At 70.1% G+C, this 16,323-nt stretch carries 17 protein-coding genes; 8 read left to right on the top strand and 9 right to left on the bottom strand.

Annotation, left to right across the window (positions count from 1 at the left end; genetic code table 11):
* The first annotated feature begins 229 nt into the window (after window positions 1-229).
* Both ACWD6R_RS32775 and serB read left to right on the top strand, forming a co-directional pair.
* Entirely contained in the window at window positions 230-1,867 is a 1,638-nt protein-coding gene (locus ACWD6R_RS32775) for a streptophobe family protein (RefSeq protein WP_451822036.1), read from the top strand.
* 428 nt (window positions 1,868-2,295) lie between these two features.
* A complete protein-coding gene (serB, locus tag ACWD6R_RS32770) occupies window positions 2,296-3,558 on the top strand; it encodes a phosphoserine phosphatase SerB (RefSeq protein WP_451822035.1) in 1,263 nt (420 codons plus the stop codon).
* Between the two features lie 84 nt (window positions 3,559-3,642).
* On the opposite strand, the gene ACWD6R_RS32765 is transcribed toward serB, so the two are convergent.
* The 4 genes from ACWD6R_RS32765 to ACWD6R_RS32750 form a co-directional block, all read right to left on the bottom strand.
* The gene (locus ACWD6R_RS32765) at window positions 3,643-4,161 is read right to left on the bottom strand and encodes a SixA phosphatase family protein (protein ID WP_451822034.1); all 519 of its coding nucleotides are present in this window, start codon (window positions 4,159-4,161) and stop codon (window positions 3,643-3,645) included.
* 74 nt (window positions 4,162-4,235) lie between these two features.
* The gene (locus ACWD6R_RS32760) at window positions 4,236-4,442 is read right to left on the bottom strand and encodes a hypothetical protein (protein WP_451822033.1); all 207 of its coding nucleotides are present in this window, start codon (window positions 4,440-4,442) and stop codon (window positions 4,236-4,238) included.
* 169 nt (window positions 4,443-4,611) lie between these two features.
* Complete coding sequence (locus ACWD6R_RS32755; protein WP_266987204.1) at window positions 4,612-4,728, bottom strand: SGM_5486 family transporter-associated protein; 117 nt, start codon at window positions 4,726-4,728, stop codon at window positions 4,612-4,614.
* A gap of 17 nt (window positions 4,729-4,745) precedes the next feature.
* Complete coding sequence (locus ACWD6R_RS32750; RefSeq protein WP_451822032.1) at window positions 4,746-6,044, bottom strand: CynX/NimT family MFS transporter; 1,299 nt, start codon at window positions 6,042-6,044, stop codon at window positions 4,746-4,748.
* A 130-nt stretch (window positions 6,045-6,174) separates the two neighbouring features.
* Here ACWD6R_RS32750 and ACWD6R_RS32745 point away from each other — a divergent pair, with 130 nt between their 5' ends.
* Window positions 6,175-6,849, top strand: a complete 675-nt coding sequence (locus ACWD6R_RS32745) for a FadR/GntR family transcriptional regulator (RefSeq protein ID WP_451822031.1) — start codon at window positions 6,175-6,177, stop codon at window positions 6,847-6,849.
* A gap of 16 nt (window positions 6,850-6,865) precedes the next feature.
* On the opposite strand, the gene ACWD6R_RS32740 is transcribed toward ACWD6R_RS32745, so the two are convergent.
* From ACWD6R_RS32740 to fabG, 3 genes are all read right to left on the bottom strand, one after another.
* Complete coding sequence (locus tag ACWD6R_RS32740) at window positions 6,866-7,234, bottom strand: hypothetical protein (protein WP_451822030.1); 369 nt, start codon at window positions 7,232-7,234, stop codon at window positions 6,866-6,868.
* 166 nt (window positions 7,235-7,400) lie between these two features.
* Window positions 7,401-8,168: an enoyl-ACP reductase FabI gene (fabI, locus tag ACWD6R_RS32735; protein WP_451822029.1), complete on the bottom strand. Its 768-nt coding sequence runs from the start codon at window positions 8,166-8,168 to the stop codon at window positions 7,401-7,403.
* A 5-nt stretch (window positions 8,169-8,173) separates the two neighbouring features.
* The gene (gene fabG, locus ACWD6R_RS32730) at window positions 8,174-8,893 is read right to left on the bottom strand and encodes a 3-oxoacyl-[acyl-carrier-protein] reductase (RefSeq protein ID WP_037691571.1); all 720 of its coding nucleotides are present in this window, start codon (window positions 8,891-8,893) and stop codon (window positions 8,174-8,176) included.
* A gap of 238 nt (window positions 8,894-9,131) precedes the next feature.
* Here fabG and ACWD6R_RS32725 point away from each other — a divergent pair, with 238 nt between their 5' ends.
* From ACWD6R_RS32725 to tyrS, 3 genes are all read left to right on the top strand, one after another.
* Window positions 9,132-10,655 (top strand): TldD/PmbA family protein, encoded by a 1,524-nt coding sequence (locus ACWD6R_RS32725; RefSeq protein ID WP_451822028.1) that lies wholly within the window; start codon window positions 9,132-9,134, stop codon window positions 10,653-10,655.
* An 82-nt stretch (window positions 10,656-10,737) separates the two neighbouring features.
* The gene (locus ACWD6R_RS32720) at window positions 10,738-12,132 is read left to right on the top strand and encodes a metallopeptidase TldD-related protein (protein ID WP_451822027.1); all 1,395 of its coding nucleotides are present in this window, start codon (window positions 10,738-10,740) and stop codon (window positions 12,130-12,132) included.
* A 53-nt stretch (window positions 12,133-12,185) separates the two neighbouring features.
* Window positions 12,186-13,454, top strand: coding sequence for a tyrosine--tRNA ligase (gene tyrS / locus ACWD6R_RS32715; RefSeq protein WP_451822026.1), 1,269 nt, complete (start codon window positions 12,186-12,188; stop codon window positions 13,452-13,454).
* 74 nt (window positions 13,455-13,528) lie between these two features.
* Here the strand turns inward: tyrS and ACWD6R_RS32710 are convergent, their stop codons facing one another.
* Window positions 13,529-13,804 (bottom strand): GlsB/YeaQ/YmgE family stress response membrane protein, encoded by a 276-nt coding sequence (locus ACWD6R_RS32710; protein ID WP_451822025.1) that lies wholly within the window; start codon window positions 13,802-13,804, stop codon window positions 13,529-13,531.
* A gap of 202 nt (window positions 13,805-14,006) precedes the next feature.
* Between ACWD6R_RS32710 and ACWD6R_RS32705 the strand changes: the two genes are divergently transcribed.
* A complete protein-coding gene (locus ACWD6R_RS32705; RefSeq protein ID WP_451822048.1) occupies window positions 14,007-14,381 on the top strand; it encodes a DUF3099 domain-containing protein in 375 nt (124 codons plus the stop codon).
* 199 nt (window positions 14,382-14,580) lie between these two features.
* Window positions 14,581-14,829 carry a hypothetical protein gene (locus ACWD6R_RS32700; protein ID WP_451822024.1) on the top strand — a complete coding sequence of 83 codons (249 nt, stop codon included), beginning with the start codon at window positions 14,581-14,583 and terminating at the stop codon, window positions 14,827-14,829.
* 238 nt (window positions 14,830-15,067) lie between these two features.
* On the opposite strand, the gene moaA is transcribed toward ACWD6R_RS32700, so the two are convergent.
* Window positions 15,068-16,057, bottom strand: a complete 990-nt coding sequence (gene moaA / locus ACWD6R_RS32695) for a GTP 3',8-cyclase MoaA (RefSeq protein ID WP_451822023.1) — start codon at window positions 16,055-16,057, stop codon at window positions 15,068-15,070.
* Window positions 16,058-16,323: the final 266 nt, after the last annotated feature.

The raw sequence follows: 16,323 nt of genomic DNA, 5'->3' as shown, positions 1-16,323 counted from the left end.
TTACCCCCATCGCAGGGAGTCTAGGGATGCTGAACATCGTGGGGAACTATTCCAGGAGCAGTCACCGATACGAAAGTCGGGCGGGGTCAAGACCGAATCGAGACCGGCTGCGACGCACCGTTGACGGGGGCGAAACAGGCTCGGAGAGTAGTAAGCGCCCACGAGTGCGTACGGATCATGAGTGACCGGGTCAACTCAGGGCATCTCGGTGCGGATTGAGGGGGTCCTGATGGCGAGGTACGCACGCGGGAACGGGGGCGGCAGTACGGGGCGTATCCCGTGGGGCGACGTGGTGTTGGCGTCCATCGCCTCGGTCAGCTGGGCGATGGCCGGGATGGCGGGGACGGCGGCCCTCGGGCTGCATCTGCTCGGGGCCGACTCGGCCGGGGCGCTGGGACCGATGACGGCGGCCGTCGTGGTGCTGGGAGCGGGTGGATCGGTCTCTCCGTCCGGCAATGTCGAGGCGTTCGGGCTGGACGACGCCGAGGCGCACACCGCTCTCGCCGTCACACCGCTCGGGGTGGGGCTGGTCGGCGCACTGCTGCTCTCCCTCTTCTTCCTGCGGTCGCTGCGCGGGGTGGGAGCGGTCGTCTCCGGTGCCGAACTCGCGGTCCGTGCAGGGATGGTGGCAGTCATGTTCGTCGCCGTGCTCGGCGGGCTCGCCTGGGCAGGTCACGATGTCGTGACGATCGACGGCGGTGCGCTGGGGCCGGCCGGGGTGCCAGGGGCGGGAGGGGGTGGCGGTCTGCCCGGCGGGCTCGGTGATCTCGGTGGGCTGCTGCCGGACCGGCTGGCGGATCTCGCGCGCACGCAGGCGCAGGTCGGGTTCACCGTCGACTCGTCCACGTCCCTTACTGCTGGGGCGTGTTGGGTTGTCGGAGTGCTGGTCATCGCCCTGCTCGCCTCGCGCCGCACCCCGTTGCCGTCCGGGCTGGCATGGGTGGAGCGGACGGTGCGGCCTGCGGCGTCCGCGGTCGTGTCGGTGCTGCTGGTCGCGGTGGTCGCCGGGTGCGCGGCCGCGGCGTACGCGGCGGTCGGCGACGCCCACCCGAAACGGATCGCGGGCGCCGCGCTGCTCGGGGCGCCGAACGGGGCGTGGCTCGGGGTGCCGCTCGGCCTCTTCGTGCCGTGGGACGGGCAGGCGACCGGCGAGCTGGCCAAGGTGCTGCCCGATCCGCTGGACGAGCTGCTACGGGTGTCCGCCGACGAGCCGGTGACGGTCGGGCGGCTGGCCGGGCTGGACGGCCGGGTCTGGCTGCTGGCGGTCGCCGCCGCGGTGATGATGCTGTATGCGGGGGTGCTGGCCGCGACCCGCACGCCCCGGGGGGAGCTGAGCGGGGCCGGGTTCGTGGGGCGGTGTGCGGGGCGGCTCGGAGGCGTAACAGCGTCGGTGCTGGCGCTCCTGGTGTGGCTGACGCAGGTGTCGGCGGATGCGTCGCTGTCGGTGCTGGGCTTCGACGCGTTCGGCGCCGGGATCGAGCTGCACGGGCGGACGGGGACGGCTGCCCTGCTGGGTGCGGTGTGGGGTGCGGGCGCGGGTGGGGTGGGGGCGGCGGTGGCCTGGTTGGCGGGGGCGGTTCCGTCGGGGGCGGGGCCGGCCGGCGGTGGCGGAGGCAGCGGTGGCGGTGGCGGTGGGGGGCCCGGACCGTACACGCCGTCGCGGGTGTACCGGCCGTCGCACGACGAGACCAATCCGTATCTGCGTCCGTATCCGGATCCGGCGAGGGGCGGGATTCACGGTGCGCCGACGGTGGTGGGGCCGATCGGTCCGCCCGTACGGCCGGCAGCGCCGCCGCCGGGGCCCGGGCCCGGGCCGGGGGACGTGGAAGGGTTGCCGCCGTCCGGCCGGCCGGCCGAGGCCGGCTGACCGCGCTGTCCGCGACGGCCGGACGGACCCGGGAGCGCGTCCGGCCCGACGGCGGCCCCCGGACGGGGCGCCGCACGATCCTGCCTTGAGGACATGCGGGACCCCCGGACGGGCTTGGACCGACCGGCAATTGGGGGGTGGGTGAAGGAGCGGGGCTGGGTGCGTGCAGCTGCAAGGCGGAGGATTGAGACATGGCGGAGCCATGGTGATTGACGACAACGCAGCAGATGCGCGTGCCCAGCCCCGCGACGCCGCCCCCCAATTGCCGGTCGGTCTAAATGTCCCACCGCATCGAACACGCGCCGTGCAGGGCTGCTCACTCCCGCCGGGGACAAGGGCCGGGCCGATCGGCCGGGGACCGTTTCCGCTGTCCGGTCCGCGGGACGGGGGTTCGAGGGCGTGAGGGGGACCGATACGGTGGGAACACCATGAGCGCATCTCAGTCTCCTCAGTCCTCCCCGTCTCCCGAGCCCTCTGAGGCCCCTGAGTCCCGTCAGGGCACCGACACCCCCACCCTTCTCGTGAAGATCTTCGGGAAGGACCGTCCGGGAATCACCGCCGGACTCTTCGACACGCTCGCCGCCTACGCGGTCGATGTCGTCGACATCGAGCAGGTCGTCACCCGTGGCCGCATCGTCCTGTGCGCACTGGTCACCACCCCCACCGCGGGCGGTACCACCGAGGGCGACCTGCGGGCGACCGTGCACAGCTGGGCCGAATCACTGAAGTTGCAGGCCGAGATCATCTCCGGTACCGGTGACAACCGGCCGCGTGGATACGGGCGCTCCCATGTGACCGTGCTCGGACACCCGCTGACCGCCGAGTCGACCGCCGCCATAGCGGCCACGATCACCTCGACCGGCGGCAACATCGACCGGATCTTCCGCCTGGCGAAGTACCCGGTCACGGCCGTCGAGTTCGCCGTCTCCGGCACCGGAACCGCGGAGCTGCGGACCGCGCTGGCGACCGAGGCCGCCGGGATCGGCGTCGATGTGGCGGTCGTGTCCGCCGGGCTGAGCCGCCGGGCGCAGCGGCTGGTCGTCATGGATGTCGACTCGACGCTGATCCAGGACGAGGTCATCGAGCTGTTCGCGGCGCACGCCGGCTGTGAGGACAAGGTCGCCGAGGTGACCGAGCAGGCGATGCGTGGCGAGCTCGACTTCGAGCAGTCGCTGCACGCGCGGGTGGCGCTGCTGGCGGGGCTCGATGTGTCGGTGGTGGAGAAGGTGCGCGCCGAGGTGCGGCTGACCCCCGGTGCGCGCACGCTGATCCGTACGCTGAAGCGGCTCGGCTATCAAGTGGGCGTCGTCTCCGGCGGGTTCACGCAGGTCACGGACGACCTGAAGGAACGGCTCGGGCTCGACTTCGCCTCCGCCAACACTCTGGAAGTGGTCGACGGCAAGCTCACCGGGCGGGTCGTAGGCGACGTCGTGGACCGGGCGGGCAAGGCCCGGCTGCTGCGCAGTTTCGCCGAGCAGGCCGGGGTGCCGCTGGCGCAGACCGTCGCGATCGGTGACGGTGCGAATGACCTGGACATGCTGAACACCGCCGGCCTCGGGGTCGCCTTCAACGCCAAGCCGGTCGTCCGCGAGGCCGCACACACCGCGGTGAACGTGCCGTTCCTGGACACCGTGCTGTATCTGCTCGGGATCACCCGTGAAGAGGTCGAGGCGGCCGACGGTCTCGTCTGACCGATCGATCGCTTCGAGTCCCGCGTACGCGGATGGGCCCGGCACCTCACCCGTGCCGGGCCCATCCATGTACGCCGTCGCGGATCAGTCGTTCGGCGTCCAGTACTCGATCAGCTTGCCCACGCCGTGCTCCACGCCCTTCCAGGAGCCGGAGAACTCGATGACGGCGAATGCGGCGGTCGGGAATCCGCCGCGGGTCATCCGGGTCAGGGTGTCGCCCTCCGCCGATGAGGAGAGGGCGTCGGCGAGAGCGTGCAACCCGGGGTTGTGGCCGATGATGAGCAGGTTCCGTGCCTCGTCGGGGGTCTCGTTGAGCAGGGCGATCAGCTCGCCGAGCGAGGCCTCGTAGAGCCGCTCCTCGTACACGGTCTTGGGACGCTGTGGCATCTCGTGCACCGCCAGCTTCCAGGTCTCGCGCGTCCTGGCGGCGGTCGAGCAGAGGGCCAGATCGACGACGATGCCGGAATCGACGAGTTTGCGGCCTGCCACGGGCGCATCCTTGCGGCCGCGCTCCGCGAGCGGCCGCTCGTGGTCGGAGTCCTGCGACCATTCCGCCTTTGCATGCCTGAGAAGGACGATCCTGCGAGGTGTGTCGACGCTCATACACCTCAGCTTCGCATGAAATGTGCCGCCCGTCGCAGGGTGTTGAAGGGCTCCCCCGCTGCGGGTGAACGCCCTCAGAGGGTCAGCAGGTCCACGATTCGCTGAAGCAACCGGCCGATCGCCGGATCGCCCGTCGCCGCGTGCGCCTGGCCCGATCCCATGATCATCACCAGGAGGGCGGCGAACGCGACCGAAGGCAGCGCGATGGCCCACCACGGCAGCCGGATCTCGACGCCGGACGACGCGGGGCGGGGGGATCGGGTGTACGTACGGGCCGACATGTCCGCCTCCGTGGGTCATCGGTTCTGATACCTGAAACCTACGGATCCGGCGGCGCCCGTCCCATCCGGCGACCCACCCACTTCACCCTGACCCTGGCCCCCTAGGGGATGGTGGTGCTAGCCCCACCATCCCCGGCGGGGACGTCGGGGCGTGGCGCTCGGGCAGGTGTCAGGGAGAGGCGATCGAAGCGATCACTCCGATGATCACCGTGATGAGGAGCATCACTCCGAGCACGAGGAGAAGCTTCTTCTGACCGTTCTGGGGATTCGGATCGAGCACTGGCATGGGGCCAGTCTCGCATCTCAGCTTTCGTCCTCGATCGTCCGGTCCCGCCCGGCCAGAATTCCTGCCGCCATCTGCGGCACCATGAGGCCCGCCATCAGCGCGATCGGCAGCCCCCACCCGCCGCTGTGCTGGTAGAGCACCCCGACCAGCAGCGGGCCGGGGATCGAGATCAGATAGCCGGTGGACTGGGCGAACGCCGACAGCCGGACCACTCCGGCGCCGCTCCGGGACCGCATGCCGATCATGGTGAGGGCGAGCGGGAAGGCACAGTTGGCTATGCCGAGGAGGAGCGCCCAGGCCCAGGCTCCGCCCGCCGGTGCGAGGTAGAGACCGGCGTAGCCGATGAGGCCGCAGGTGCCGAGTACGACGACGATCGGGCCCTGGTTCCGCATCCGGGCGGCGGCCCGCGGGATGACGAAGGCGAGCGGCACGCCCATGGCCATGGTCACGGCGAGCAGCACCCCCGCCGTGCCGGCGGAGACCCCGGCGTCGCGGAAGATCTGCGGCATCCAGCCCATGGTGATGTACGCGGCCGTGGCCTGCAGGCCGAAGAAGCAGGCGAGGGCCCAGGCAGTGCGGGAGCGGGTGATCCGCAGGGCCGGGACGTCCTGGTGCTGCTGGGCGGCGGGCTGTCCCTGGGCGCCGCGCCGGTCCCGTACCAGCGGGATCCAGGGCAGGATCGCCGCCACCGCGAGCACGGCCCAGATCCCCAGACCGGCCTTCCAACTGCCGCCGAGCGCATCGGTCATGGGCACGGTGACGGCTGCGGCGAGTGAGGTGCCGAGGGCGAGCGCCATGGAGTAGAGGCCGGTCATGGAGCCGACCCGGTCCGGGAACCAGCGCTTGACGATCACCGGCATCAGGACATTGCTGACAGCGATACCCATGAGGGCGAGGGCGCTGGCGGCGAGGAACCCGGCCGTGGAGCCGACGAGGGGCCGGATCATCAGTCCGGCCACGATGGCGACCATGCCGGCGCAGACGACCGCGCCGGGGCCGAAGCGGCGGGCGAGACGCGGCGCCATGATGCCGAAGACGGCGAAGCAGAGCGGCGGTACGGAGGTGAGGACACCGGCGACGCTGCCGCTCATGTGCAGCCCGTCCCGTACCTCTTCGAGGAGGGCGCCGAGGCTGGTGATGGCGGGGCGGAGGTTGAGCGCGGTGAGGACGAGACCGACGGTGACCAGGCGGAGCAGCCAGGGGGCGGGACCTGGGGCGGCCGGCGGGGCCGGGGAGTCCATGGGGGTGCTCGCCGCGGTGGTGTGCCTGTTCAGGGTCCGGGTCAGGGGCTGGCGCTGGGTCTCGTCGTCGGGCATGGGGCCCATCATAGAATCATGGGATGATTGATTGTCCAATCGTCTGAGAAGCTTCGGACACCCTCGGAAATCCTCGGGAAACCCGCGGACCCGAGAATCCGTTGACCCCGGGACCCGAGCAAGGAGCATCATGGCGCTGACGTCTCCGCGACGTTCGGCACTCGCCGACCAGGTGATTGCCCAGCTGAGGAATCAGATCACCTCGGGTGAGTGGCCCGTCGGTTCGCGGATTCCGACCGAACCCGAGCTGGTCGAGCAGTTGGGCGTGGCCCGCAACACCGTCCGCGAGGCGGTGCGCGCGCTCGCGCACAACGGGCTGCTGGACATCCGCCAGGGGTCGGGCACGTATGTCGTCGCCACCAGCGAACTGGCCGGGGTGATGCACCGCCGTTTCGCCTCCGCCGACCCGCGCCATGTCGCCGAGCTGCGCTCGACGCTGGAGTCGTCGGCGGCCCGGCTGGCGGCCGTCCGGCGCACCGAGCGGGATCTGAAGCAGCTGGACGCTCTCATGGCGCGCCGCGAGGAGACCTGGGCCGCGGGAGACGCGGAGGCGTTCGTGGCAGCGGATGCGACGCTGCATCTGGCCGTGGTCGCCGCTTCGCACAATGACGTACTGACGGGTCTCTATGCCGATCTGGGGGATCTGCTGCGCGACTATCTGCGGGTCGATGTCGGGCACGAACTGCGGCCGGAGAACCATATGGACCATGGGCGACTGGTCGAGGCGATCCGGACAGGTGACGTGGAGACCGCGGCCGCCGAGGCGGCGAGCCACGCACTGAGCTGTCTGGCGGAACGGATCTGATCCGAAGGGGGTGGATCTATATCCGGCGGTGGGTGACCCAGGCGGAGGCGACTTCCTTCCAGCAGCGGTCGTCGAGCCGCACGGTCTGTCCGGGAGCCACGTCGACGGGTATTCCGTCCGCGTCGATGTCCCACCAACGGCCGCATTCGGTGTGCAGCTGTACCCGGTCGATGGAGGGGTACGGGTTGTGGCAGTAGGCGACCACCCGGGAGCCCTGGACCGTCGTACGGCATTCGGCGCCGGAGGGGTCCGGGGTGGGGCCTGCGGGTGCGGACACTCCGGCGCCCATCCGCCCCACGACGGATATGCCTATGGGGGCGGCGAGTGCGACGGCGACGGCCGAGGCCGCCAGCAGGGCCCGGGTTCGGCGACGTGTGGGGCGCACAGCGATCACCTCCGCAGCCTGACCAAAAGTCCGGTTCCACCACATTCTGCGGTGGATCGACCGTCTTTTCGACTTGAGCGGGGGAAGACCGGGCGGGGACGGACGACGGCCGCGCACCACCCGCTCGGAGGTGGTACGCGGCCGGATCGTGCCGGGTCGTACGAGGTCAGGCACCCATCATGTGCACGCCGCCGTCGACGTGGATGATCTCACCCGTGGTCTTCGGGAAGAAGTCCGAGAGCAGGGCGACGACACCGCGGCCGGCCGGCTCCGGGTCGGCCATGTTCCAGGACAGCGGGGAGCGGGTGTTCCACACGTCCGCGAGCTCCGAGAAGCCCGGGATGGACTTGGCGGCCATCGAGCTGATCGGTCCGGCGGAGATCAGGTTGCAGCGGATGTCGTCCTTGCCCAGGTCGCGGGCGAGGTAGCGGGAGGTGGCCTCCAGCGCGGCCTTGGCCGGGCCCATCCAGTCGTACTGCGGCCAGGCGAACTGTGCGTCGAAGGTGAGGCCGACGATCGAGCCGCCCTCGCTCATCAGCGGCTTGCAGGCCATGGCGAGCGACTTCAGCGAGAACGCCGAGACGTGCATCGCCGTGGCGACGGACTCGAACGGGGTGTTCAGGAAGTTGCCGCCGAGCGCGTCCTGCGGCGCGAAGCCGATGGAGTGGACGACGCCGTCCAGCGAACCGAGCTCCTCACGGACCAGGCCTTCGAGCCGGTCCAGGTGCTCGGTGTTGGTCACGTCCAGCTCGATGACCTTGGCGGGCTTGGGCAGCTTCTTGGCGATGCGCTCCGTCAGCGTGGGCCGGGGGAAGGCGGTCAGGATGACTTCTGCACCCTGCTCCTGCGCCACCTTGGCGGTGTGGAAGGCGATGGACGACTCCATCAGCACACCGGTGATGAGGATGCGCTTGCCGTCGAGAATTCCGATCATGGTGGTCAGTGACCCATGCCCAATCCGCCGTCAACGGGGATGACGGCTCCAGTGATGTACGACGCGTCGTCGGAGGCGAGGAAGCGCACCGCGGCGGCAATCTCCTCGGGCTGCGCGTAACGGGCCAGCGGCACCTGGGCGACGATGCCCTTGCGCTGCTCCTCGGTGAGCGCCTGGGTCATGTCGGTGTCGACAAAACCGGGCGCGACGACGTTGAAGGTGATGTTCCGCGAGCCGAGCTCACGCGCCAGCGACCGGGCGAAGCCGACCAGGCCGGCCTTGGACGCGGCGTAGTTGGCCTGCCCCGCCGAGCCGAGAAGGCCGACGACGGAGGAGATGAGGACGACGCGGCCCTTCTTGGCGCGCAGCATGCCGCGGTTGGCACGCTTGACGACCCGGAAGGTGCCGGTGAGGTTGGTGTCGAGTACGGACGTGAAGTCCTCCTCGGACATCCGCATCAGCAACTGGTCCTTGGTGATACCGGCGTTGGCGACCAGCACCTCGACCGGACCGTGCTTCTCCTCGATCTCCTTGTATGCCTGCTCCACCTGCTCGGCGTCGGTGATGTCGCACCGGACGGCCAGGACCCCCGCTTCGGTGAGGACCTGGGGCGGCTCGCCCGAGCGGTACGTGATCGCGACCTTGTCGCCGTTGTCGGCGAAAGCGCGGGCGATGGCGAGGCCGATGCCCCGGTTTCCTCCGGTGACGAGAACCGAGCGGCTCAACGGATCACCCTTTCGATAGCGGTCTGGTACCTCGAAAACCTATCGGTACCGGGCGCTTTCCAAGGACTCGGCCCCTGACAGTGGCTTCCACGAGGCACTGTGGGGTTCCTACAGTGCGGCAGCGGGCGGCGTCGGAACCATCACGGAAAAATACGGGAAAATCAGGGGCCCTTGGCGGGCCCACGCCGCATGATTCACTGCGGAAACACATCGCACAGGTCGAGAGGGGAAAGCCGACGTGCCCCATGAGGTAGATCAGTCATTCCTGGCCCTGCCGCTACGGGCCCTGGCCGACGCGGCGCTGGCCCGGGCCCGCGCGCTGGGCGCCACGCATGCGGACTTCCGTTTCGAGCGGGTGCGCAGCGCGTCCTGGCGGCTGCGGGACGCCCGGCCCTCCGGGACCTCGGACACCACCGACCTCGGGTACGCGGTGCGGGTGGTGCACGGCGGGGCGTGGGGGTTCGCGTCCGGGGTGGATCTGACCATGGACGCCGCGGCGAAGGTGGCGTCCCAGGCGGTCGCCATGGCGAAGCTCTCGGCGAAGGTGATCGCGGCGGCGGGCTCGGACGAGCGCGTGGAGCTGGCGGACGAGCCGGTGCACGATGAGCGGACCTGGGTGTCGGCGTACGAGATCGACCCGTTCTCCGTACCGGACGAGGAGAAGGCGGGGCTGCTCGCCGAGTGGAGCAGCCGGCTCCTGGGCGCCGAGGGCGTCGCGCATGTGGACGCCTCGCTGATGACCGTCCACGAGAACAAGTTCTACGCGGACACGGCGGGCACCGTCACCACCCAGCAGCGGGTCCGGCTGCACCCGCAGTTCACCGCGGTCGCCGTGGACGGCACGACGGGTGAGTTCGACTCGATGCGGACCATCGCCCCTCCGGTGGGGCGCGGCTGGGAGTACCTCACCGGAACCGGCTGGGACTGGGATTCCGAGCTGGAGCGGATCCCGGGGCTGCTCGCGGAGAAGATGCGGGCTCCGAGCGTCGAGGCGGGGACGTACGACCTGGTGGTCGACCCGTCGAATCTCTGGCTGACGATCCATGAGTCGATCGGGCATGCCACCGAGCTGGACCGGGCGCTGGGGTACGAGGCGGCGTACGCCGGGACCTCGTTCGCCACCTTCGACCAGCTGGGCAAGCTGGCGTACGGCTCCCCCGTGATGAATGTGACGGGCGACCGGACCGCCGAGCACGGACTCGCGACCATCGGGTACGACGACGAGGGTGTCGAGGGCCAGTCCTGGGACCTGATCAAGGACGGGACGCTGGTCGGCTACCAGCTGGACCGGCGGATCGCGAAGCTGACGGGTCTCGGGCGGTCCAACGGGTGCGCGTACGCGGACTCGCCGAGCCATGTTCCCGTGCAGCGGATGGCGAACGTGTCGCTGCAGCCGGACCCGGGCGGCCTGTCCACCGAGGATCTGATCGGCGGGGTGGAGCGCGGCATCTACGTGGTCGGCGACCGGTCCTGGTCGATCGACATGCAGCGCTACAACTTCCAGTTCACCGGGCAGCGGTTCTTCCGCATCGAGAACGGCAAGCTGGCCGGACAGCTGCGCGACGTCGCGTACCAGGCGACGACGACGGACTTCTGGGGCTCGATGGAGAAGATCGGCGGCCCGCAGACGTACGTCCTGGGCGGCGCCTTCAACTGCGGCAAGGCCCAGCCGGGTCAGGTCGCGGCCGTCTCGCACGGCTGCCCCTCCGCCCTCTTCCGAGGCGTGAACATCCTCAACACGACGCAGGAGGCGGGCCGATGAACGGTCAACACGGAATCGGCCGGGGGTCCGGGGGGCGTCCCCCGGGGCAGCACAGTCTCAACACGACGCAGGAGGCGGGCCGATGAGCCGCATCAGCAAGCCGTACGAGATCGTCGAGCGCGCGCTCGAACTGTCCACCGCCGACGGCTGTGTCGTCATCGCCGACGAGGAGTCCTCCGCCAATCTGCGCTGGGCGGGCAACGCGCTCACCACGAACGGGGTGACCCGGGGGCGGACCCTGACCGTCATCGCGACCGTCGACGGCGCCGAGGGGTCCGCGTCCGGAGTCGTGTCGCGGTCCGCCGTCACCGCCGAGGACCTGGAGCCGCTGGTCCGGGCCGCCGAGGCCGCCGCGCGTGGCGCAGGTCCGGCCGAGGACGCGCAGCCGCTGATCACCGGTGTGCCTTCCTCACCCGATTTCACGGACGCGCCGGCCGAGACGGGTTCCGACGTGTTCGCGGAGTTCGCCCCGGCGCTCGGTGACGCCTTCGCCCGCGCCCGGGCCGGCGGCCGTGAGCTGTACGGCTTCGCGCACCACCAGCTGACCTCGACGTATCTGGGCACGTCGACGGGGCTGCGGCTGCGTCACGACCAGCCGAACGGCACGCTGGAGCTGAACGCCAAGTCCCCCGACCGGTCGCGTTCCGCCTGGGCGGGCCGCTCCACCCGGGACTTCAAGGATGTCGACCCGGCCGAGCTGGAGGCGGAGCTGGCGCAGCGGCTGGGCTGGGCGGAGCGCCGTATCGAGCTGCCCGCCGGGCGGTACGAGACGCTGCTGCCGCCGACCGCCGTGGCCGATCTGCTGATCTATCAGCTGTGGTCGTCGACGGCCCGGGACGCCGCCGAGGGCCGGACGGTCTTCTCGAAGCCGGGTGGCGGCACCCGGCTCGGCGAGAAGCTGTCCGAGCTGCCGCTCACGCTGCGCAGCGACCCGAACGCGCCGGGGCTCGAGTCGGCGCCGTTCGTCATTGCCCATGCGTCGGGCGACGGGGGCTCGGTCTTCGACAACGGTCTGCCGCTGTCGAGGACCGACTGGATCCGCGACGGCCGGCTGGACCGTCTGACCACCACCCGGCACACGGCGGGGCTGACCGGGCTGCCGGTCGCCCCCGCGATCGACAACCTGGTGCTCGACGGCGGCGGTGAGCGGTCGCTCGACGAGATGGTCGCGGCGACGACCGGCCGTGCCCTGCTGCTGACCTGCCTCTGGTACATCCGGGAGGTCGACCCGGCGACACTGCTGCTGACCGGGCTGACCCGCGACGGGGTGTATCTCGTGGAGGACGGCGAGGTGGTCGGCGAGGTGAACAACTTCCGGTTCAACGAGTCGCCCGTCGACCTGCTCTCCCGGGCGTCCGAGGCCGGCCGCACCGAGAAGACGCTGCCGCGCGAGTGGGGCGACTGGTTCACCCGGGCCGCGATGCCGGCGCTGCGGATCCCGGACTTCAACATGAGCTCGGTCAGCCTCGGCGTGTGACCCGCCTAGACTGACCGTTGCCGATCGATACACGTATAAGGAGACACGGGACCGTGACGGACATCGTCGACGAACTGCAGTGGCGTGGGCTGATCGCCCTGTCCACTGACGAGGACGCACTGCGCAAGGCGTTCGCGGACGGTCCCGTCACGTTCTATTGCGGCTTCGACCCGACCGCGCCCAGCCTGCACCTCGGCAACCTGGTGCAGATCCTCACCATGCGCCGGATCCAGCTGGCGGGGAACCGCCCGCTGGGCCTGGTCGGTGGCGCCACCGGTCTGATCGGCGACCCGAAGCCGAATTCGGAGCGCACGCTGAACGCGCCGGAGGTGGTCGCGAGCTGGGTGGAGCGGCTGCGCGGCCAGATCGAGCGGTTCCTCGACTTCGAGGGACCCCACGCCGCGACCATGGTCAACAACCTGGACTGGACGTCGGGGCTGTCGGCGATCGACTTCCTGCGGGACGTCGGCAAGTACTTCCGGGTCAACAAGATGATTGCCAAGGAAGCTGTCTCGCGGCGGCTGAACTCCGACGCGGGCATCAGCTACACCGAGTTCAGCTACCAGATTCTCCAGGGCATGGACTTCCTGGAGCTGAACCGGCGGTACGGCTGCACTCTGCAGACCGGCGGCAGCGACCAGTGGGGCAACCTCACCGCCGGAACCGACCTGATCCACCGGGTCGAGCCGGAGGCGGACGTGCACGCGCTGGCCACCCCGCTGATCACCAAGGCGGACGGGACGAAGTTCGGCAAGACGGAGTCCGGCACGGTCTGGCTCGATCCCGAGCGGACCACGCCGTATGCCTTCTACCAGTTCTGGCTGAACGCTGACGACCGGGATGTCTCCAAGTTCCTGCGGATCTTCAGTTTCAAGTCCCGCGAAGAGATCGAGGAGCTGGAGCAGCTCACCCAGGAGCGCCCGCAGGCCCGGACGGCGCAGCGCGCGCTGGCGGAGGAGCTGACGACGCTGGTGCACGGCGCCGAGCAGTGCGCGGCGGTCGTCGCGGCGTCGAAGGCGCTCTTCGGCCAGGGTGAGCTGGGCGAGCTGGACGAGGCGACGCTGAGCGCCGCGCTCTCCGAGGTGCCGCACGCGCAGGTCACCGAGCTCGGCCCGCTGGTGGACCTCCTGGTGGAGGCCGGACTGGCGCCGAGCAAGTCGGGGGCCCGCCGCACGGTCAAGGAGGGTGGGGCCTACGTGAACAACGTCAAGGTCGCGGACGGCGAGGCCGCACCGGCCCGTGAGGAACTGCTGCACGGGCGCTGGCTGGTGCTGCGCCGGGGCAAGAAGAACCTCGCGGCCATCGAGGTCATCGCCGGCTGACCGGAAACGGACGCACACTGCGGCCGGGCACGCGACATGCGTGCCCGGCCGCAGTGTGCTGTACGCGTGCCGGATCAGGCCTTCTGTCTGGTGCTGCGCATCGACGTCCAGAGCATGTCGCCGACACCGACGACGACCACGGCGCCGATCAGCTGCAGCAGGTGGCGCGTCCAGTCGATGCCCTTGGTGTCATTGACGCCGATCCAGGTCGCGACGGCATTGCCGAGGACGCTGCCGATGATGCCGAAAATGGTCGTCAGCCAGAGTGGGATGTTCTGTTTGCCCGGCAGGATCGCCTTGGCGATCAGACCGAGGACCAGACCCACGATGATTGCCCACAGCCAGCCCATGTTGCCTCCTCATGCGGCGCGCTGTCGCGCATGTGCGCCCAGTCTCGGCCCATCGGCCGTGCGCCGCATGTCGGACGGGTCCGTACGTGCCACGAGGGTGCGGTTATGCATGGATACGGCGTGCCCCGGTCTCGAACCCGGCGGATGCCGGGCGTACCGTGGGAGCGGCTCGCGGAGAGCCCGGCGAAGGGTGGTGGACGTGATGTGGAAGCGGAGCGGGGCGGAGGTCGTCCGGATCACGGGAGCGCGGCAGAGCCTCGCGGACGATGTGCGCGGCAGGCAGCGCCGCTATGTGATCTCGATGTCCGTACGGACGGTCTCGGTGATCCTGGCCGCAGTGCTGTGGAACATCGAGAGGCCTGTGGCCATCGTGGCGCTCGCCCTGGGTGCCCTGCTTCCGTACGTCGCCGTCGTCATCGCCAACGCGGGCCGGGAGACACCCCCTTCGCTGCCCTCGACCTTCGTTCCGCCGCCCGCCCGGCCGATGCTCGACGCCGCCCCGGTGGCCGGTCCCGCGGAACCCGGACCGGCGGCCGACCGGGCCCGCGGTGGGGCGGAACCGCATGAGCACAGTTGAGCGCACGGCATGCCGAAGCCTCAAGAAAAGCGTCAGATCAATCATGAGGTTCAGGTGCACCGCACCCCGGTCCGCGTGACATACTGCCTACGCGCTCCGCATCCCCCGTCGGAGCGACAGACCGACGCCGGGCAGCTCCCCCCGTGGCTGCTCGGCGTCGTTTTTTCTCCGGCTCTCGCAGGGCCCTAGGGTTGAGTCCGTGAACTCCCCCGAACATGCCGCCGCGAGCGCTGCCACCGCACCGATCTGTTCCGCCAAGGCCTGCCGGGCGGCCGCCGTATGGGTGCTGGCCTGGAACAATCCGAAGCTGCACACTCCCGAGCGCCGTAAGACCTGGCTGGCCTGCGACGAGCACCGGGAGCATCTCTCCTCGTTCCTGGGGGTTCGAGGTTTCCTGAAGGATGTCGTGACGCTGGCGGAGTGGGAGTCCTCGGCCGAGGGGCACTGAGGACCGTTCGCCACTGCGGCGGGGCTGGGCGGGGCTAAGCGCCCCTCCAGGCAAGCTTTGCCCCGTCGCGCCGCCCGGCACGCCCGCTCGCCATGTTGGCCACCAGCCCTGGTAGCTCCTTCCCCAAGCTCTCAACTTCGTTCGAGCAGGGGAGACCCCACTGGGGGACTTCCGGCCGCCTTGCGATCGCACGCACCGGACGACGCTCCTCATGAGGCAAACATTGCCGGTCACGGCACTAGCCGCCGATCGCCGACATCGGGCGGTCGGGCTGCAGGAACGACGGGTCGTCCAGACCGGATCCGGCCTTTTTTCCCCACATCGCGAGACGCCAGAGCCGGGCGATCTCCTCGTCCGGGGCCTCGGACCGCAGCGCGCCGCGCAGATCGGTCTCCTCGCGGGCGAACAGGCAGGTCCGCACCTGGCCGTCGGCGGTGAGCCGGGTGCGGTCGCAGGCCCGGCAGAACGGGCGGGTGACGGAGGCGATGACGCCGACCCGGTGGGGTCCGCCGTCGACGAGCCAGCGCTCGGCGGGGGCGGAGCCGCGCTCGTCCTCGCCCTCGGCGGTGAGGGCGAAGCGGGTGCGCAGCGAGGCGAGGATGTCGCCTGCCGCGATCATGCCGTCGCGCTTCCAGCCGTGCTGGGCATCGAGTGGCATCTGCTCGATGAAGCGGAGCTCGTATCCGTGCTCCACGGCCCAGGCGAGCAGGTCGGGGGCCTCGTCCTCATTGAGCCCCGGCATCAGCACGGCGTTGACCTTGACCGGGGTGAGGCCTGCGTCGTGGGCGGCTTCGAGGCCTGCCAGCACGTCGTGGTGGCGGTCGCGGCGGGTGAGGGTCTTGAAGACGTCGGGGCGCAGGGTGTCCAGGGAGACATTGACCCGGTCCAGTCCGGCGGCCCTGAGGGCGGCCGCTGTGCGCTTCAGTCCGATGCCATTGGTCGTCAGCGACATCTTCGGGCGGAGCGTCAGCGCCGCGCACTGCTCGACGATGGAGACGAGGCCGGGACGCAGCAACGGCTCGCCGCCGGTGAAGCGGACTTCCGTGATCCCCAGCTGAGTGACGGCGATACGGACGAGCCGGACGATCTCGTCGTCGCTCAGCAGGTCCGGCTTGGCCAGCCACTGCAGTCCCTCTTCGGGCATGCAGTAGGTGCACCGGAGGTTGCAGCGGTCGGTCAGTGAGACGCGCAGGTCGGTGGCGACCCGGCCGTAGGTGTCGATGAGCATGGTGGGTCCCCTCCCCCGGTGGATCCCGGTTGCGGATCTGGCTCCTTCGAGACTACGCGAGACCTGCGACACGCAGGTGGCCCGATTGCTCCGAGGTGTGGCGCGGCCGCGTCGTAGGACTCTACGACACGGCCGCGGGAACAGCGTGGTGCGTGGCTCGAACTTTTCGATTAAGACCGACCGGCAATTGGGGGGTGGGTGAAGGAGCGGGGCTGGGGTGCGTGCATCGCAAGGCGGAGGATTGAGCCATGGCGGAGCCATGGTGA

Source organism: Streptomyces sp. NPDC005151, assembly GCF_053599875.1.
The sequence above is the reverse complement of the archived record's forward strand: the minus strand, read 5'-3'. Positions and strand labels throughout refer to the sequence as shown.